Here is an 18659-nt window from a genome sequence, read left to right as displayed (position 1 = left end):
TCTGTTTTCGTAATAAATCACGGCCCAGCATGCGAATGCCGGGCCGTTTTTTTTACTCCGCCACACTCTCGCGCAGCGGTTTTACAGGAAAAACTTTTACCTGCTTAATCATATTGTCCTGAACGTCGAGAATATCGATATCGTACTCGCCAATACGCACGCGGGTGCCTGCGACAGGGATCTCTTCCAGTGCCTCAAGAATGACGCCATTAACCGTGCGGGCATCATCTTCCGGTAGATGCCAGTTAAAGGCTTTGTTAATTTCTCGCACGTTGGCGGTGCCATCGATAATCACCGAACCGTCGTTTTGCGGAGTGACTTCTTCGGCAAGTGTTGGCGACATGGACGTAGTGAAATCGCCGACAATCTCTTCCAGAATATCTTCAACCGTTACCAGCCCCTGAATGTCTCCATACTCGTTGACGACCAGGCCGACTTTCTTTTTGTTGCGCTGAAACTTCACCAACTGTGTGCTGAGTGGCGTACCTTCCGGGACAAAATAGATTTCGTCCGCGGCGCGTAGCATGGTTTCTTTGGTGAACTCTTTTTTCTCCGACATGAGTCGCCAGGCTTCACGCACACGCAGCATACTGATGGCGTCGTCCAGCGAATCACGGTAGAGCACGATGCGCCCGTGAGGTGAGTGGGAGAGTTGGCGCAGAATCGATTTCCAGTCATCGTTGATATCAATACCGATAATTTCACTGCGCGGCACCATGATGTCATCGACGGTCATTTTTTCCAGATCTAGCACCGAAAGCAGCATATCCTGATTGCGACGGGAAATTTGTGAGCGCGATTCGTGCACGATGGTGCGCAACTCTTCTTTGCTCAAAGAGCCGCTAACCACAATATCGGTTTTGATGCCCATCATGCGCATTAACATGCGGGTAATAGCATTCAGCAACCAGACCAGCGGCATCATCAAAATTTGCAGCGGTGCTAACAGAAAACTACTCGGATAAGCGACTTTTTCCGGGTACAGCGCGGCAATGGTTTTCGGCAATACTTCAGCAAAAACCAGTACGACAAAAGTCAGCACACCAGTCGCAATTGCCACGCCCGCATCGCCGTACAAACGCATCCCGACAATAGTGCCGAGCGCGGAGGCAAGAATATTGACCAGGTTATTGCCGATTAACACAAGGCTAATCAGGCGGTCTGGCTTACGCAGCAATTTTTCGACGCGTTTGGCCGAGCGATTACCCTGTTTCGCCATATGTCGCAGACGATAGCGGTTGAGGGTCATCATTCCGGTTTCGGACCCGGAAAAATAGGCTGAAATGACCACCATGATGATCAGAATAATGATCAACGTAGTAGTAGAAATGTGTTCCAGGGGAAACTCCTTTTCTGGGTTTAGCTGATTAACTGCTGGACAATTCGGCTGCCGAAGTAGGCCAGTGTCAGAATGACTGCGCCCGCAACGTTAAACCAGACGACGCGGCGTCCACGCCATCCTTCATGGTAATGTCCCCACAGCAGCACAATATAGACAAACCACGCCACGATAGAGAGCACAGCCTTGTCGATATTTTCCATGCTAAATAGGTTGTGCATGTAGAACAGGCCAGTGCAAAGCGTGAGCGTTAGCAGCACCACGCCAATCTGCGTGATGTGGAACATTTTACGCTCGATACTCATCAATGGCGGCATTTCCTGGTTAAATGCCAGCTTCTTGTTCTTCAGTTGGTAATCAATCCACGCCAGTTGCAGCGCGTACAGGGCGGCGATAATTAGCGTGGCATAGGAAAAGAGCGATAAGCCAATGTGCACCAGCATCCCAGGCGTTGCTTCCAGATGGGTGATGTATTCATTGGGCATGAAGGTCGCCAGCGCCAGGTTGATAAGCGCAAAGGCATAGACAATGGGTAGCAGCAACCAGCCACGATTGCGAGAAGCCACAATGGTCATTACCGTACAGATCATCAAACTGACCAATGAACCAACGTTCAGCAGGCTGAGGTTTTGTCCGCTATCACCGTCGGGCAGGATGCGGGCTTCCAGAGCGATTGCGTGGCAGACCAGCGCAATGACCGCAGAAATAATAGCCATGCGCCGCCAGCCGCCGTTTTTTTGCAGCAGACCGGGAACAATCAGCGCAAGACTGACGGAGTAGGCGACAAGCGCGAGCAGAGCAAAAACGGGCATAGTAATGTCGACAGTTTGAGCAATAAGAAAGAGAAGCAGTATAGCGTCAGGTGAACGCTGCTCCAACCGTTGCATAACAACAAAGACGCCTTCATGTTATACTGCGGCAAAATACTGATGATGTGTCGCGATTGCGGCCAACCGTTTCCACCCCAGGCGAGAGACAATGTTTGATAATTTAACCGATCGTTTGTCGCGCACGCTGCGCAATATCAGTGGCCGTGGACGCCTCACTGAAGACAACGTAAAAGATACGCTGCGCGAAGTGCGCATGGCGCTGCTGGAGGCGGACGTCGCTCTGCCGGTAGTGCGTGAGTTTATCAATCGCGTAAAAGAGAAAGCGGTTGGTCATGAAGTTAATAAGAGCCTGACGCCGGGGCAGGAGTTCGTCAAAATCGTCCGTAACGAACTGGTTGCGGCGATGGGCGAAGAGAACCAGACCCTGAACCTGGCTGCGCAACCGCCTGCGGTCGTGCTGATGGCGGGCCTGCAAGGTGCCGGTAAAACAACCAGCGTGGGTAAACTCGGTAAGTTCCTGCGCGAGAAGCACAAGAAGAAAGTGCTGGTGGTTTCTGCCGACGTTTATCGCCCGGCGGCAATCAAACAGCTTGAGACGCTGGCAGAGCAGGTGGGCGTTGATTTCTTCCCTTCTGATGTTGGTCAGAAGCCGGTAGATATCGTTAACGCGGCGTTGAAAGAAGCCAAACTGAAATTCTACGACGTGCTGCTGGTGGATACAGCCGGTCGTCTGCACGTTGACGAAGCGATGATGGACGAGATCAAACAAGTCCATGCGTCGATTAACCCGGTTGAAACCCTGTTTGTGGTTGACGCCATGACCGGTCAGGATGCCGCGAATACCGCGAAAGCCTTCAACGAAGCGCTGCCGCTTACCGGCGTAGTGTTGACCAAAGTGGACGGCGATGCCCGCGGCGGTGCGGCGCTCTCTATTCGTCACATCACTGGCAAACCGATCAAGTTCCTCGGTGTTGGCGAGAAAACAGAGGCGCTGGAGCCGTTCCACCCGGACCGTATCGCTTCCCGTATTCTCGGCATGGGCGATGTTCTGTCGCTGATCGAAGATATCGAAAGCAAAGTTGACCGTGCGCAGGCAGAGAAATTAGCCAGCAAGCTGAAAAAAGGCGACGGCTTCGATCTCAACGACTTCCTTGAGCAACTGCGGCAGATGAAAAATATGGGCGGCATGGCTAGCCTGATGGGCAAGCTGCCGGGCATGGGGCAGATCCCGGATAACGTCAAGTCGCAGATGGACGATAAAGTGCTGGTGCGTATGGAAGCCATCATCAACTCGATGACGATGAAAGAGCGCGCTAAGCCAGAAATCATCAAAGGTTCGCGTAAGCGTCGTATCGCTGCCGGTTGCGGTATGCAGGTGCAGGACGTTAACCGCCTTCTGAAGCAGTTCGACGACATGCAGCGCATGATGAAGAAAATGAAGAAGGGCGGAATGGCGAAGATGATGAGAAGCATGAAAGGGATGATGCCACCGGGATTTCCTGGTCGCTAAATAACCTTATGCGACAGAGTTATTAACTGCTGATTGCATTTTCTCCAGAAATCAGTAAAATTTTCGGGCTTTTAATATGACACCGGACTCCGTTCCTCGATGGGGTCCGGTTGTTTTATTCACACAAGAGGATGTTATGGTAACTATTCGTTTAGCACGTCACGGCGCTAAAAAGCGTCCGTTCTACCAGGTTGTTGTCGCTGACAGCCGTAATGCACGCAACGGTCGCTTCATCGAGCGCGTTGGTTTCTTCAACCCAATCGCTAGCGAAAAAGAAGAAGGCACTCGCCTGGATCTGGATCGCATCGCTCACTGGGTTGGCCAGGGCGCAACTATTTCTGATCGCGTTGCTGCGCTGATCAAAGAAGTCAACAAAGCAGCTTAATCTGTCACGGTGGTCATGATGAGCAAACAACTCACCGCGCAAGCACCTGTTGATCCCATCGTTTTGGGAAAAATGGGTTCGTCTTACGGTATTCGTGGGTGGCTCAGAGTGTTTTCTTCCACCGAAGACGCCGAAAGCATTTTTGACTATCAGCCCTGGTTTATCCAGAAGGCGGGTCAGTGGCAGCAAGTCCAGCTGGAAAGCTGGAAGCACCACAATCAGGACATGATCATCAAGCTGAAAGGCGTTGACGATCGTGATGCGGCGAACCTGCTGACGAATTGTGAAATTGTCGTGGATTCTTCGCAACTGCCTCAGCTTGAAGAGGGCGACTACTACTGGAAAGACCTGATGGGCTGCCAGGTAGTAACCACTGAAGGCTACGATCTCGGTAAAGTCGTCGATATGATGGAAACCGGATCTAATGACGTTCTCGTCATTAAGGCAAACCTGAAAGATGCGTTTGGTATCAAGGAACGTCTCGTACCGTTCCTCGATGGGCAGGTTATCAAGAAAGTCGATCTCACTACTCGTTCAATCGAAGTAGATTGGGATCCTGGTTTTTAAACCACCGGATAAACGGTAAAAGACGGCGCTATGTGGATTGGCATAATTAGCCTGTTTCCTGAAATGTTCCGCGCAATTACCGATTACGGGGTAACTGGCCGGGCAGTTAAAAATGGCCTGCTGAGCATCCAGAGCTGGAGTCCTCGCGACTTCACGCATGACCGGCACCGTACCGTGGACGATCGTCCTTACGGCGGCGGACCGGGGATGTTAATGATGGTGCAACCCTTGCGGGACGCCATTCATGCAGCAAAAGCCGCGGCGGGTGAAGGCGCAAAGGTGATATATCTGTCACCACAGGGACGCAAGCTTGATCAAGCGGGCGTCAGCGAACTGGCAACGAATCAAAAATTGATTCTGGTGTGCGGTCGCTACGAAGGTATAGATGAGCGCGTGATCCAAACCGAAATTGACGAAGAATGGTCAATCGGCGATTACGTTCTCAGTGGTGGTGAGTTACCAGCAATGACGCTGATTGACTCCGTTTCCCGGTTTATTCCGGGAGTACTGGGACATGAAGCATCGGCAACGGAAGATTCCTTTGCTGAAGGATTGCTGGATTGCCCGCACTATACGCGGCCTGAGGTATTAGAAGGGATGGAAGTTCCGTCAGTGTTACTGTCGGGCAACCATGCCGAGATACGTCGCTGGCGTTTGAAACAGTCGCTGGGCCGTACCTGGCTTAGAAGACCTGAACTTCTGGAAAACCTGGCTCTGACTGAAGAGCAAGCAAGGTTGCTGGCGGAGTTCAAAACGGAACACGCACAACAGCAACATAAACATGATGGGATGGCGTAAGCCCCCGAGATATCAGTTTACCCAGGATAAGAGATTAAATTATGAGCAACATTATTAAGCAACTTGAACAAGAGCAGATGAAGCAGGACGTACCTTCCTTCCGTCCGGGTGATACCGTGGAAGTGAAAGTATGGGTTGTTGAAGGTTCCAAAAAACGTCTGCAGGCATTCGAGGGCGTGGTTATCGCTATTCGTAACCGCGGTCTGCACTCTGCATTCACTGTTCGTAAAATTTCCAACGGCGAAGGCGTTGAGCGTGTCTTCCAGACTCACTCTCCGGTAGTTGACAGCATTTCTGTCAAACGTCGTGGTGCTGTTCGTAAAGCTAAACTGTACTACCTGCGTGAGCGTACTGGTAAGGCTGCTCGTATCAAAGAGCGTCTTAACTAAGATTTCGCTTAAGCGACATCCTGTTAAGAAGGGCTGGCCAATTGGCTGGCCCTTTTTTTATTTATTGAAATTGCGTTTACGGTGCACTAATCACCACAGCGACGCGACGGTTCTCGGCGCGACCCTGTGCGGTCTTGTTACTGGCGATGGGGTATTTTTTCCCTAAGCCCTGAGTGGTGAGATTGCTGCGAGGAATTTGTCCACCTTCTGCCCACGCATCGGCGACGACATTTGCCCGCTTCAGCGATAAAGCTTCGTTGTAACTGTCCTCGCCGTAATTGTCGGTATGTCCATCCATACGGGCATGGGTTAAGCCTGTGGAGGTCAGTTTTGCGGCCATGGTCTGGATCTGTTGCTGACTTTCCGGGAGCAGTTTGTAGTCATTTTTAGCAAACAGAATGGTATCAGATAAGCCCAGCGACCAGTCGCCAGCGGATTCAGTAAAACCATAAGACTGCATAGCGGCGACTTGTTCTGGAGTAAACTTCCCTTGTGGTGACTGGCAGCCAGTCAGTATCAGTGAAGAGAACACCAGGGGAACTACCAGTTGCTTTATCATGTAGATATTTCCTTGTTATTTCACCAGCTTTTTAGCGCGCTGGTGTTTGGCCTGATACATATTATGGTCGGCCAGCTCTTGTAATTTTTCGGCGGAGACGTGCTCAATGGTCATCGCGTAACCAATGCTTAATGTCATAGTGGTTTGATGGCCATTATTAAGATCGAATGGTCGATTAAAAATTTGTGTCAGTGCCGTGCAAATCCGCTGCACTTCAGATTCCGACTGCACGCCATAGAGGACCATAGCGAATTCATCGCCGCCAATGCGGTATGCCTGATGTCGCAGCCCACCAAATTCAGCTAATCGTTTTGCCACTTCAATCAAGACCTGATCTCCCGTCGCATGACCCCAGGTATCATTGATATATTTGAAATTATCGCCATCAAGAAACAGTAATGCCGACGTTTTTCGGGCATCGGAACTGTTCATCAACGTGTTGATGCCGCTACGAAACGCTGCGCGGTTAGCCAGCCCGGTTAATGGGTCATGTAGCGCGGTACGTAGAAGCTGCGCATTTTTGGCCTGTAAGCGAAGCTGCCACTCTTCCATTTCATCCAGCAGACTGTTGAAGTCGAGAGCGAAGCGGTGAAACTCTGCGATACGTTCTTCCGAAACTCGTCGGGAAAAATTGCGGTTGGAACGCACATCATGTACGACATCGGTGATGTTTTTTAACGCTTCAACCAGACCATTGTGCAAATGGCGGGTGAGGGTAATCGCGATGCCTGATGCCAGCAGAATACATGCAGTCAGGACAGCGAGTGAAAACCAGATAAAATGGCTAATTGAGCTGTCGCGTGCGGTTAACTGCACTTCGCCAATAGTTTCGCCATTGTGGCGAATCGGCTGAATGACGGGAGCCGGAAAGAGCCAGTGGCTAATGAAATTACTGAAGGTATCTCCCGGTTCTCTGGCAGTGTAGTGCCAGGAAGCAATAATGTTTTGCTGATTATCACGCACTTCTGCGGTTGAAAATTGGCCTTGCTGACCTAGTGCGGCCAGAGTTTCTGTTGCTGCAGGACCATCGGCAAAAACGACCGCAGCTTCCAGGCTGTAAGTCATTGTTGCAGCGGTTAGTGCCAGGTTTTTTTGCGCGTATTGTTTCAGGGTTAGTACTGACGTCACGGAAAGCAGCAGCCAGATCAGCGTCATAGTGATAAATATGCTGGTCATGCTGATGTTGCGTAATGCTCTTTTAAACGTGGGGCGCTTATGAAGAGAATTATCGTTATCCATCGTTTTTCTTCCGTGCGAGCATTAAGACATCCGGGTTGACCTTAACACCACTACGCGATAAGGCATCCAGGTTTACGGCAAACCTGACGTTATTATTGTTGATGACCAGACAAAATGCGCTGCCAATAATGCACTCGGTATTTTGTTCGGCAATTAATAATAACGCCTTAGACGGATATTGTTCGATTAATTCTGTCTGGAATGTCGGTGACTCGCTGCCAAAATAAAAAGCATTGCAGCCTGAAATCATCGCCTCTTGTTTGTTGTTAACGATGACAGGCAGATAAGGCAAAGGTGTCGCACCTTTCTCTTGCAGGGCGGTGCTAAATCGTGAAGATGAAAAAATACATAGTCTTGGTGGACCAGATACCGTCGGCCAGCGAGTGTAGCTTACGATACCGGAAACCATTAAACGCACATTTTTCGCAACGTCAGTGGTTTCCTGAGCGAGTAATGGCGCGCCTGCCAGAAGGAATAGCAGCAGTAAGAACAGTAGGTGAGAAAAGCGCATTCAGGGATCCTCACCATCTTCGCTCGAAACGTATCGAAAATTTTTCAGAATGTTCATTAAAATATCATTCTTTTGTGTGGTCGTCATCCAGAAGAGAATTAAAAATCGAATAAGCTAAATCTTATGATTAATTTTGTGGTGGGATTTAAATTAATTAAGTCTCATCGTGCGGGCATTTTCATCAGCTCCTTTTTGCCATACTTCATGCAATTGGCTGGCATTTTCTACATTATTGCAGCTGGCAGGGAAACTTTTACCGGAAAGCCCTCGGGCATAAGTAAAATCGACCTGGCAGGTTTTCTTTTGCCCTTCGGCATATCCTTTAAGATATATCCCCCGATCAGCCTGTGAATCGTTAAAAGCATCGTCATTTTTTATAGCAACGCCTGATATCGCATCTTCCATACCAACATCATACCAGTCAGTACTGGTCAAGGTTGGTGCGTGAGTATAGGGATCAATCTGACAGCCGCTAACAACCAAAGCTAACAAAGAGGCGATAAAGTGTTTCATTGTTTTTTCTCCTTTTTCAAAGCATAGCGGATTGTTTTTATTGTGTGTGTAAATTTATTTGTACATCTATTGGTGGTTAAAACGTATATGAATTGCTTGTGTAAACTATTATTTACGAAATATGGATTGAAATCTTTACTCGTTGTGATATCGTTGCGTCATCCTCGCTGAGGATCAACTATCGCAAACGAGCATAAACAGGATCGCCATCATGCAAAAAGACGCGCTGAACAACGTACATATTACCGACGAACAGGTTCTGATGACCCCGGAACAGTTGAAGGCAGCTTTTCCATTAAGCCGACAACAAGAGGCCCAGATTGCTGATTCGCGTAAAACTATTTCAGATATCATCGCCGGGCGCGATCCCCGGCTGCTGGTAGTGTGTGGTCCCTGTTCCATTCATGATCCTGAAACTGCACTGGAATATGCTCGTCGATTTAAAGCCCTTGCCGCAGAGGTCAGCGATAGCCTCTATTTGGTGATGCGCGTCTATTTTGAAAAGCCCCGTACCACTGTCGGCTGGAAAGGGTTGATTAACGATCCACATATGGATGGCTCCTTTGATGTTGAAACAGGATTAAAGATTGCACGTAAGTTGCTGTTGGAACTGGTAGATATGGGATTACCGTTGGCGACGGAAGCGTTAGATCCAAACAGCCCGCAATATTTGGGTGATCTATTTAGCTGGTCGGCAATTGGTGCTCGTACCACGGAATCGCAAACGCACCGTGAAATGGCATCCGGGCTTTCCATGCCGGTTGGTTTTAAAAACGGCACTGATGGCAGTCTGGCAACGGCAATCAATGCTATGCGTGCCGCTGCACAACCGCATCGCTTTGTTGGTATTAATCAGGCAGGACAGGTGGCGCTGCTACAAACTCAGGGTAATCCGGACGGACATGTGATCCTGCGTGGCGGAAAAGCACCGAACTATAGCCCGGCGGATGTCGCGCAATGTGAAAAAGAGATGGAACAGGCGGGACTGCGCCCCTCACTGATGGTAGATTGCAGCCACGGTAATTCCAATAAAGATTATCGCCGTCAGCCTGCGGTGGCAGAATCCGTGGTTGCCCAAATTAAAGATGGCAATCGCTCAATTATTGGTCTGATGATCGAAAGTAACATCCACGAAGGCAATCAGTCTTCCGAGCAACCGCGCAGTGAAATGAAATACGGTGTATCCGTAACAGATGCCTGCATAAGCTGGGAAATGACCGATGCCTTGCTGCGTGAAATTCATCAGGATCTGAATGGGCAGCTGACGGCACGCGTGGCTTAAGAGGTTTATTATGGTTGCTGAGTTGACCGCATTGCGCGATCAAATTGATGAAGTCGATAAAGAGCTGCTGAATTTATTAGCAAAGCGTCTGGAGCTGGTTGCCGAAGTCGGTGAGGTGAAAAGCCGCTTTGGGTTGCCCATTTATGTACCGGAGCGCGAGGCATCCATGCTGGCCTCGCGGCGCGCAGAGGCGGAAGCCCTCGGCGTTCCGCCAGATCTGATTGAAGATGTTCTGCGTCGGGTAATGCGTGAGTCCTACTCCAGCGAAAACGACAAAGGATTTAAAACGCTTTGTCCGTCACTACGTCCGGTAGTTATTGTTGGTGGCGGCGGTCAGATGGGGCGCTTGTTCGAGAAGATGTTGACGCTCTCTGGCTATCAGGTACGGATTCTGGAGCAACATGACTGGGATCGCGCGGATGAGATTGTTGCCGATGCCGGTATGGTGATTGTCAGCGTGCCGATTCATGTTACAGAACAAGTTATCGGCAAATTACCACGTTTACCGCAAGACTGTATTCTGGTCGATCTGGCATCAGTGAAAAATGGGCCGTTACAGGCCATGCTGGCGGCGCATGATGGTCCAGTGCTGGGGCTTCACCCGATGTTTGGTCCGGATAGCGGCAGCCTGGCGAAGCAGGTCGTGGTCTGGTGTGATGGACGCCAGCCAGAAGCGTACCAATGGTTTCTTGAACAAATTCAGGTCTGGGGCGCGCGACTGCATCGCATTAGCGCCGTCGAACATGATCAGAATATGGCGTTTATCCAGGCGTTGCGCCACTTTGCCACTTTTGCTTATGGCCTGCATCTGGCAGAAGAAAATGTTCAGCTTGAGCAGCTTCTGGCACTCTCTTCGCCCATATATCGTCTTGAGCTGGCGATGGTCGGGCGACTGTTTGCCCAGGATCCGCAGCTTTATGCCGACATTATTATGTCTTCAGAACGTAATCTGGCATTGATCAAACGTTACTATAAGCGTTTTGGTGAGGCGATTGAGTTGCTGGAGCAGGGCGATAAGCAGGCGTTTATTGACAGCTTCCGCAAGGTGGAGCACTGGTTTGGCGATTACGCACAACGCTTCCAGAATGAAAGCCGCGTATTATTGCGTCAGGCGAACGATAGCCGCCAGTAATAACCCTGTGCCGGATGATTCACATCATCCGGCTTTTTTCATCAGGTTGGATCAACAGGCACTACGTTTTCACTTGGGTAACAGCCCAATACCTTCATTGAACGGGTGATTTCCCCTAACTCTTTTAACGCCTTTTGCATTTCCACGGATTCAAGATTGGCCTGAATATCCAGATAAAACATCTCTTCCCACGGATTACCGTGAATCGGGCGTGATTCCAGACGGGTCATAATCAGATTGTGGTTGCGCAATACCAGCAACGCTTCAACCAGAGCACCGGCTTGTTGTCCGGTAGCCATTAACAGTGTGGTTTTTGCCGGAACCTGGTCAGACACGTTAATGGCTTTACGTGCCAGCACCACAAATCGGGTGAAGTTTTGTCGTTGATTCGCCTCAATGCGCTCCAGTACCTGTAAACCGTACAAGGAACCGCCAGCTTCGCTTCCCAACGCAGCAACATGCGGTGATTTTTCCTGTGCAACTTTTTCCATTGCCGCAGACGTACTCTCGGTATATTCAATCTTCCAGTACGGGTAACGGTTAAGGAATTTGCTGCATTGCTGGAACGGCTGCGGGTGGCTGTAGACCGTGTTGATAGTCGATAAATCGGTGGTGCCGGAAACCAGCAAACAATGGTCGATAGTTAACGTCATCTCGCCAACAATCGACAAGCTGGTATGTTGCAGCAGATCGTAAACGTCGTTTATGGCACCGGAGCTGGTGTTTTCGATCGGTACGACGGCATAGTCGGCCTGGCCGGTTTCCACCTGATTAAAAATATCGGCAAATTTGGCGCAGCCGCTTTCAATGAATTGCTCAAAGTGACGGGCAGCGTACTGGCGCGCCGCAAGATGTGAATAAGAGCCTTTGGGCCCGAGAAAAGCAATGCGGGCTGAGTGTGGATTAATTTTATTGAGATGCTGCTGGAGTAAAGCCTGCTGAGTTAATACGGAATCTTCAATGATGAGCTGGAACAGGCGAGTAATGTAGTGGGCATCCAGATGGTGTGTCTTACCAAGCGTAATTAATCTTTCCAGCAAATCGCGCTCACGATCGATATCACGCACCGGGCGATGAGAAAGCAGTTTGGCTTTTCCCACCTCAACGGCTAGCTCGCGCCGCTCTGCCAGTAACGCCAGCAATTTTTCGTCCAGCGTGCTAATTTTCTCGCGCAGCGCCAGTAACGGGTTTTCCGATGTCATAGTGTTGCCTTTTTTGTTATCAATAAAAAAGGCCTCCCGATTTGGGAGGCCTTATTGTTCGTCTTCACATTCTGTTTCACACGACGAAACGCCTCCCATTCAGGGGAAGGTAAAAAAGAATGCGAAGAAAAACGGCGTTTGTTTCATGTTTGTTTCCTTAAGCGACTTCAGTACAGTACCCGTACTGTTTTCATGCTGTCAACAAAAAACGCGCCCGAAGGCGCGTTGGCGATACACTCAATATAAAGGACTACTCTTCTTCAACTTCTTCGACGAAGTTGGCGTCTTTCACCGACGTTGCGGCACGACGTGCTTCGCCTTTGTGCTGCAGTTTATTGAGCTGCCGTTCCAGCTTGTTGATCAATTCGTTAATAGCGGTGTACATATCTTCATGTTTGCCACTGGCAACCAGAACGCCGTTAGGTGTATTGATAGTGGCGTCAGCAACGAACCCTTGTGGTTCCTTGGACAGAATGATATGCGGATTAATCAGGTGCGTTTGCCATTTTTCCAGTTTGGCGAGACGGTCTTCGACATGTTGGCGGATTGCCGGAGTAATTTCCATTTGTTTGCTGGTAATGTTCATTGTCATAAATTTTACCTCTTGTCTTCCCGTCTTGGTGAATTCAGCATACCGCTCCTGATGTCAAAATGTGTGATGAAAATCTCATAATTTTGTCACTTTTTGTCAACGAAGTTTTTTTGTGAGAAATCGCAGGAAGAGGTGTTTTTTTACTTGAGGAATGTCTCAAAGCGAGCCATATTTGATAGGATCAGTCGCGACTGAATCGCTTTAGTTAGCGTTCAAATCGAATAAAAAACGGCAGCTCCAGGGCTGCCGTTTTGCGTATATCACACCAGTTAAGTGTTGCTGCTGTTAGCGGCAATAATTTTCGCGACTTTTTCAGCCTGAGCGTTCATCTGCATCTGGCGGTAAGCATTTTCCATCAGCGGCAGCGCATCACGTGTAGCCTGGGTATCCGGGTAGTCACGCAGCATGCCTTCGACGCGGTTGACGACGGCAACCCATGCGCCACGTTCGGTGTAGTACTCTGCAACGGAGTATTCATATTTCGCCAGACGATCTTTCAGGAACACCAGACGTTTGGTTGCATCAGTGGTGTACTGGCTGTTTGGATAGCCGCGCACCAGTTTGGAAAAGTCACTAAACGCAGCTCGGGCATGTTGAGGATCGCGATCGCTACGGTCAACGCCAAAGAACCCTTGCAGCGCACTGTCATCCAGCGCCATATTGGTCAGGCCACGCATGTACATGACATAATCGATATTCGGATGGGTCGGGTTGAGGCGAATAAAACGATCGATGGCAGCCTGTGCTAACGGCAGATCGGCGTTTTTATAGTAGGCGTAGATGAGATCCAGCTGCACCTGCTGCGAATACGGACCAAACGGATAGCGATTATCTAACGCTTCCAGTTGCGTTATTGCCTGTCTCCAGTTACCGTCCTGCAGCTTTTGTTGTGCAGTCGCGTAAATTTCATTTGGCGGATTATCAGGTACTTCTTCCTTTGACCCCGAGCAACCCGCCAAAAATAGGCTTAGTGTGGCGGCTGCCACCAGATATTTCATGCGCGTCATGACGTTTTGACTTTCCTCAAAATGTAATACGGGAGATTCTCTGTTCCTGCTCCCGGTTAAGACCAGCTACAATAGCACACTATATTAAACGGCAAAGCCGTAAAACCCCAACGATAAACGAAGAAGCAGTATATATGGCACAACGAGTAGAACTCACTGCAACAGTGTCCGAAAACCAACTCGGTCAACGCTTAGATCAGGCTTTAGCCGAAATGTTCCCGGATTATTCACGTTCGCGAATAAAAGAATGGATCCTCGACCAGCGCGTGCTGGTTAACGGCAAAGTTTGTGATAAGCCGAAAGAAAAAGTATTAGGTGGCGAGCTGGTGGCCATCAACGCCGAGATTGAAGAAGAAGCGCGTTTTGAACCGCAGGATATCCCGCTGGATATCGTCTATGAAGATGAAGACATCATCGTCATTAATAAACCGCGCGACCTGGTGGTACATCCTGGCGCGGGTAACCCGGATGGCACGGTATTGAATGCGTTGCTTCATTACTATCCACCCATTGCCGATGTACCGCGTGCGGGTATTGTCCATCGTCTGGATAAAGACACCACTGGCCTGATGGTTGTGGCAAAAACCGTTCCAGCCCAGACGCGCCTGGTGGAATCTCTGCAACGACGTGAAATTACTCGTGAGTATGAAGCGGTAGCAATTGGTCATATGACTGCTGGTGGCACGGTGGATGAGCCAATCAGCCGCCACCCGACCAAACGTACTCACATGGCGGTACATCCCATGGGCAAACCGGCGGTCACTCACTATCGCATTATGGAACACTTCCGTGTGCACACGCGTCTGCGGCTGCGTCTGGAAACTGGACGTACGCACCAGATCCGCGTGCATATGGCCCATATCACCCATCCACTGGTGGGCGATCCGGTTTATGGTGGCCGTCCGCGTCCGCCAAAAGGTGCTTCGGAAGCGTTTATCTCCACGCTGCGTAAGTTTGACCGCCAGGCGCTACATGCAACCATGCTGCGTCTTTATCACCCGATCTCCGGCATCGAAATGGAATGGCATGCGCCTATTCCGCAAGATATGGTGGAGCTGATTGAGGTGATGCGCGCCGATTTCGAAGAGCATAAGGATGAAGTGGACTGGTTATGAGTAAGCTGATTGTCCCGCAGTGGCCGCTGCCAAAAGGTGTTGCGGCCTGTAGCTCTACCCGTATCGGCGGCGTGAGCTTGCCGCCCTACGACTCGCTCAACCTCGGTGCTCATTGTGGTGATAACCCGGAGCACGTCGAGGAAAATCGCAAGCGGCTTTTTGCTGCGGGTAATTTGCCTTCAAAACCGGTCTGGCTTGAGCAGGTACACGGTAAAGATGTGCTTAAGCTTACTGGCGAACCTTATACCTCAAAACGGGCGGATGCCTCGTATAGCAACACACCCGGCACGGTTTGTGCCGTAATGACAGCCGATTGCCTGCCTGTGCTGTTTTGCAATCGGGCAGGAACGGAAGTCGCGGCTGCCCATGCTGGCTGGCGTGGACTGTGCGCAGGCGTGCTGGAAGAGACGGTTTCCTGCTTTGCCGATAAGCCCGAAAACATTCTTACCTGGTTGGGGCCGGCAATCGGTCCACGCGCGTTTGAAGTGGGGCCGGAGGTTCGCGAGGCGTTTATGGCAGTAGACGCCAACGCGAGTACAGCTTTCATTCAGCATGGTGATAAGTATCTGGCGGATATTTATCAGCTTGCCCGACAGCGTCTGGCGAGTGTTGGTGTTGAGCAAATTTTCGGCGGCGACCGTTGTACATATACGGAAAATGAGACTTTCTTCTCTTATCGTCGCGACAAGACCACCGGTCGTATGGCAAGTTTCATTTGGCTGATATAACCTAAAGAATCAAGACGATCCGGTACGCGTGATTTTCTTTTCACATTAATCTGGTCAATAACCTTGAATAATTGAGGGATGACCTCATTTAATCTCCAGTAGCAACTTTGATCCGTTATGGGAGGAGTTATGCGTCTGGATCGTCTTACTAATAAATTCCAGCTTGCTCTTGCCGATGCCCAATCACTTGCACTCGGGCACGACAACCAATTCATCGAACCACTTCATTTAATGAGCGCCCTGCTGAATCAGGAAGGGGGTTCGGTTAGTCCTTTATTAACATCCGCTGGCATTAATGCAGGCCAGTTGCGCACAGATATCACTCAGGCATTAAACCGTTTACCGCAGGTTGAAGGTACTGGTGGTGATGTCCAGCCATCACAGGATCTGGTGCGCGTTCTTAATCTTTGCGACAAGCTGGCGCAAAAACGTGGTGATAACTTTATCTCGTCAGAACTGTTCGTTCTGGCGGCACTTGAGTCTCGCGGCACGCTGGCCGACATCCTGAAAGCTGCAGGGGCGACCACCGCCAACATTACTCAAGCGATTGAACAAATGCGCGGAGGTGAAAGCGTGAACGATCAAGGAGCTGAAGACCAACGTCAGGCTTTGAAAAAATACACCATCGACCTTACCGAACGAGCCGAACAAGGCAAACTCGATCCGGTGATTGGTCGTGATGAAGAAATTCGCCGTACCATTCAGGTACTGCAACGTCGTACTAAAAATAACCCGGTGCTGATTGGTGAACCTGGTGTTGGTAAAACTGCCATCGTTGAAGGTCTGGCGCAGCGTATTATCAATGGCGAAGTGCCGGAAGGGCTGAAAGGCCGCCGCGTACTGGCGCTGGATATGGGCGCGCTGGTGGCTGGGGCGAAATATCGCGGTGAGTTTGAAGAACGTTTAAAAGGCGTGCTTAACGATCTCTCCAAACAGGAAGGCAACGTCATCCTGTTTATCGACGAATTACATACTATGGTTGGCGCAGGTAAAGCCGATGGCGCAATGGACGCCGGGAATATGCTGAAACCGGCACTGGCGCGTGGTGAACTGCACTGTGTGGGTGCTACGACGCTGGACGAATATCGCCAGTACATCGAAAAAGATGCTGCGTTGGAACGTCGCTTCCAGAAAGTGTTTGTTGCCGAGCCTTCTGTTGAAGACACCATTGCTATTCTGCGTGGCCTGAAAGAACGTTACGAGCTGCACCACCATGTGCAAATTACTGACCCGGCAATTGTTGCAGCGGCGACGTTGTCTCATCGCTACATTGCTGACCGTCAGCTGCCGGATAAGGCCATTGACCTGATCGATGAAGCAGCATCCAGCATTCGTATGCAGATTGACTCAAAACCAGAAGAACTCGACCGGCTCGATCGTCGTATCATCCAGCTCAAACTGGAACAACAGGCGTTAATGAAAGAGTCTGATGAAGCCAGTAAAAAACGCCTGGATATGCTCAACGAAGAACTGAGCGACAAAGAACGTCAGTACTCCGAGTTAGAAGAAGAGTGGAAAGCAGAGAAAGCGTCGCTCTCTGGTACGCAGACCATTAAAGCGGAACTGGAGCAGGCAAAAATCGCCATTGAACAGGCTCGCCGTGTAGGTGACCTGGCGCGGATGTCTGAACTGCAATACGGCAAAATCCCGGAACTGGAAAAGCAACTGGAAGCCGCAACGCAGCTCGAAGGTAAAACTATGCGTCTGTTGCGTAATAAAGTGACCGACGCCGAAATTGCCGAAGTGCTGGCGCGTTGGACGGGGATTCCGGTTTCTCGCATGATGGAAAGCGAGCGCGAAAAACTGCTGCGTATGGAGCAAGAACTGCACCAGCGCGTTATTGGTCAGAACGAAGCGGTTGATGCGGTATCTAATGCTATTCGTCGTAGCCGTGCGGGGCTGGCGGATCCAAATCGCCCGATTGGTTCATTCCTGTTCCTCGGCCCAACAGGTGTGGGTAAAACTGAACTTTGTAAGGCGCTGGCGAACTTTATGTTTGATAGCGACGAGGCGATGGTCCGTATCGATATGTCTGAGTTTATGGAGAAACACTCGGTGTCTCGTCTGGTTGGTGCGCCTCCGGGATATGTCGGTTATGAAGAAGGTGGCTACCTGACCGAAGCGGTGCGTCGTCGTCCGTATTCCGTCATCCTGCTGGATGAAGTGGAAAAAGCGCATCCGGATGTCTTCAACATTCTGTTGCAGGTACTGGATGATGGACGTTTGACTGACGGGCAGGGGAGAACGGTCGACTTCCGTAATACGGTGGTCATTATGACTTCTAACCTCGGTTCTGATCTGATTCAGGAACGCTTTGGTGAACTGGATTATGCGCGCATGAAAGAGCTGGTGCTCGGTGTGGTAAGCCATAACTTCCGTCCGGAATTCATTAACCGTATCGATGAAGTGGTAGTCTTCCATCCGCTGGGTGAACAGCACATTGCGTCGATTGCGCAGATTCAGTTGAAACGTCTGTACAAACGTCTGGAAGAACGTGGTTATGAAATCCACATTTCTGACGAGGCGCTGAAACTGCTGAGCGAGAACGGTTACGATCCGGTCTATGGCGCACGTCCTCTGAAACGTGCAATTCAGCAGCAGATCGAAAACCCGCTGGCACAGCAAATACTGTCTGGTGAATTGGTTCCGGGTAAAGTTATTCGCCTGGAAGTTAATGAAGACCGGATTGTCGCCGTCCAGTAAATAAGAAAAGCGAGCCCTTCGGGGCTCGCTTTTTGTCTAATTTCCAACCGGAAATGGTCGTTTTTAAGGTGTTTTGCTTAAGAATTGAACGAACGATAAATTTTTTATATTTTCCGCTTGTCTCTTCAGAATAACTCCCTATAATGCGCCACCATTGACACGGAACAACGGCAAACACGCCGCCGGGTCAGCGGGATTCTCCTGAGAATTCCGGCAGAGAAAAGCGAAAATAAACGCTTGACTCTGAAAGAGGAAAGC

General features: G+C 50.1%; 20 protein-coding genes and 1 other annotated feature. Of the genes, 10 read left to right on the top strand and 10 right to left on the bottom strand.

The genetic code is table 11. The annotated features are described in order from the left end of the window. Positions 1–52: 52 nt before the first annotated feature. Together D9741_RS21770 and D9741_RS21765 are read right to left on the bottom strand one after the other, a co-directional pair. On the bottom strand, positions 53–1339 hold the full coding sequence (locus tag D9741_RS21770; protein WP_010723175.1) for an HlyC/CorC family transporter: 1287 nt from the start codon (positions 1337–1339) through the stop codon (positions 53–55). A 20-nt stretch (positions 1340–1359) separates the two neighbouring features. After that, positions 1360–2151 carry an inner membrane protein YpjD gene (locus D9741_RS21765; RefSeq protein WP_001338897.1) on the bottom strand — a complete coding sequence of 264 codons (792 nt, stop codon included), beginning with the start codon at positions 2149–2151 and terminating at the stop codon, positions 1360–1362. A gap of 166 nt (positions 2152–2317) precedes the next feature. Between D9741_RS21765 and ffh the strand changes: the two genes are divergently transcribed. From ffh to rplS, 5 genes are all read left to right on the top strand, one after another. Continuing rightward, on the top strand, positions 2318–3679 hold the full coding sequence (gene ffh / locus D9741_RS21760) for a signal recognition particle protein (RefSeq protein ID WP_000460035.1): 1362 nt from the start codon (positions 2318–2320) through the stop codon (positions 3677–3679). Between the two features lie 136 nt (positions 3680–3815). Continuing rightward, the gene (gene rpsP / locus D9741_RS21755) at positions 3816–4064 is read left to right on the top strand and encodes a 30S ribosomal protein S16 (RefSeq protein WP_000256450.1); all 249 of its coding nucleotides are present in this window, start codon (positions 3816–3818) and stop codon (positions 4062–4064) included. An 18-nt stretch (positions 4065–4082) separates the two neighbouring features. Then, positions 4083–4631 (top strand): ribosome maturation factor RimM, encoded by a 549-nt coding sequence (gene rimM, locus D9741_RS21750; RefSeq protein ID WP_000043335.1) that lies wholly within the window; start codon positions 4083–4085, stop codon positions 4629–4631. A 30-nt stretch (positions 4632–4661) separates the two neighbouring features. Then, positions 4662–5429, top strand: coding sequence for a tRNA (guanosine(37)-N1)-methyltransferase TrmD (trmD, locus tag D9741_RS21745; RefSeq protein ID WP_000264781.1), 768 nt, complete (start codon positions 4662–4664; stop codon positions 5427–5429). A gap of 41 nt (positions 5430–5470) precedes the next feature. Beyond that, complete coding sequence (rplS, locus tag D9741_RS21740) at positions 5471–5818, top strand: 50S ribosomal protein L19 (RefSeq protein WP_000065253.1); 348 nt, start codon at positions 5471–5473, stop codon at positions 5816–5818. 76 nt (positions 5819–5894) lie between these two features. Here the strand turns inward: rplS and D9741_RS21735 are convergent, their stop codons facing one another. The 4 genes from D9741_RS21735 to D9741_RS21720 form a co-directional block, all read right to left on the bottom strand. Then, positions 5895–6377 carry an OmpA family protein gene (locus tag D9741_RS21735; protein WP_064529888.1) on the bottom strand — a complete coding sequence of 161 codons (483 nt, stop codon included), beginning with the start codon at positions 6375–6377 and terminating at the stop codon, positions 5895–5897. Positions 6378–6392: 15 nt separating this feature from the next. After that, positions 6393–7616, bottom strand: a complete 1224-nt coding sequence (gene dgcN, locus D9741_RS21730; RefSeq protein WP_130217283.1) for a diguanylate cyclase DgcN — start codon at positions 7614–7616, stop codon at positions 6393–6395. Further along, the gene (locus D9741_RS21725) at positions 7609–8127 is read right to left on the bottom strand and encodes a YfiR family protein (RefSeq protein ID WP_130217285.1); all 519 of its coding nucleotides are present in this window, start codon (positions 8125–8127) and stop codon (positions 7609–7611) included. The genes dgcN and D9741_RS21725 overlap by 8 nt, the downstream gene beginning before the upstream one ends. A gap of 150 nt (positions 8128–8277) precedes the next feature. After that, positions 8278–8640 (bottom strand): DUF2799 domain-containing protein, encoded by a 363-nt coding sequence (locus D9741_RS21720; protein WP_130217287.1) that lies wholly within the window; start codon positions 8638–8640, stop codon positions 8278–8280. Between the two features lie 211 nt (positions 8641–8851). Between D9741_RS21720 and aroF the strand changes: the two genes are divergently transcribed. Continuing rightward, positions 8852–9922: a 3-deoxy-7-phosphoheptulonate synthase AroF gene (aroF, locus tag D9741_RS21715; RefSeq protein ID WP_130217289.1), complete on the top strand. Its 1071-nt coding sequence runs from the start codon at positions 8852–8854 to the stop codon at positions 9920–9922. Between the two features lie 10 nt (positions 9923–9932). After that, complete coding sequence (tyrA, locus tag D9741_RS21710; RefSeq protein WP_130217291.1) at positions 9933–11054, top strand: bifunctional chorismate mutase/prephenate dehydrogenase; 1122 nt, start codon at positions 9933–9935, stop codon at positions 11052–11054. Between the two features lie 41 nt (positions 11055–11095). Here the strand turns inward: tyrA and pheA are convergent, their stop codons facing one another. The 4 genes from pheA to bamD all read right to left on the bottom strand — a co-directional run bounded on the left by pheA (position 11096) and on the right by bamD (position 13855). Beyond that, the gene (pheA, locus tag D9741_RS21705; protein ID WP_130217293.1) at positions 11096–12256 is read right to left on the bottom strand and encodes a bifunctional chorismate mutase/prephenate dehydratase; all 1161 of its coding nucleotides are present in this window, start codon (positions 12254–12256) and stop codon (positions 11096–11098) included. Between the two features lie 22 nt (positions 12257–12278). Continuing rightward, positions 12279–12404 (bottom strand) — a sequence feature (Phe leader region). Next, positions 12356–12403 carry a pheA operon leader peptide PheL gene (pheL, locus tag D9741_RS21700; RefSeq protein WP_100229775.1) on the bottom strand — a complete coding sequence of 16 codons (48 nt, stop codon included), beginning with the start codon at positions 12401–12403 and terminating at the stop codon, positions 12356–12358. It overlaps the preceding feature by 48 nt. A gap of 102 nt (positions 12405–12506) precedes the next feature. After that, positions 12507–12848 (bottom strand): ribosome-associated translation inhibitor RaiA, encoded by a 342-nt coding sequence (gene raiA / locus D9741_RS21695; RefSeq protein ID WP_000178461.1) that lies wholly within the window; start codon positions 12846–12848, stop codon positions 12507–12509. 269 nt (positions 12849–13117) lie between these two features. Continuing rightward, a complete protein-coding gene (gene bamD, locus D9741_RS21690; protein WP_000197686.1) occupies positions 13118–13855 on the bottom strand; it encodes an outer membrane protein assembly factor BamD in 738 nt (245 codons plus the stop codon). Between the two features lie 134 nt (positions 13856–13989). Here bamD and rluD point away from each other — a divergent pair, with 134 nt between their 5' ends. From rluD to clpB, 3 genes are all read left to right on the top strand, one after another. Beyond that, complete coding sequence (gene rluD, locus D9741_RS21685) at positions 13990–14970, top strand: 23S rRNA pseudouridine(1911/1915/1917) synthase RluD (protein ID WP_115438707.1); 981 nt, start codon at positions 13990–13992, stop codon at positions 14968–14970. Next, positions 14967–15698: a purine nucleoside phosphorylase YfiH gene (yfiH, locus tag D9741_RS21680; protein WP_130217295.1), complete on the top strand. Its 732-nt coding sequence runs from the start codon at positions 14967–14969 to the stop codon at positions 15696–15698. Before rluD ends, yfiH begins: the two co-directional genes overlap by 4 nt. A gap of 129 nt (positions 15699–15827) precedes the next feature. Then, positions 15828–18401, top strand: a complete 2574-nt coding sequence (clpB, locus tag D9741_RS21675; protein WP_130217297.1) for an ATP-dependent chaperone ClpB — start codon at positions 15828–15830, stop codon at positions 18399–18401. The last annotated feature ends 258 nt before the right edge of the window (positions 18402–18659 follow it).

This window comes from Escherichia sp. E14V7 (assembly GCF_004212225.1).
Taxonomy (GTDB): Bacteria; Pseudomonadota; Gammaproteobacteria; order Enterobacterales; family Enterobacteriaceae; genus Escherichia.
The sequence above is the reverse complement of the archived record's forward strand: the minus strand, read 5'-3'. Positions and strand labels throughout refer to the sequence as shown.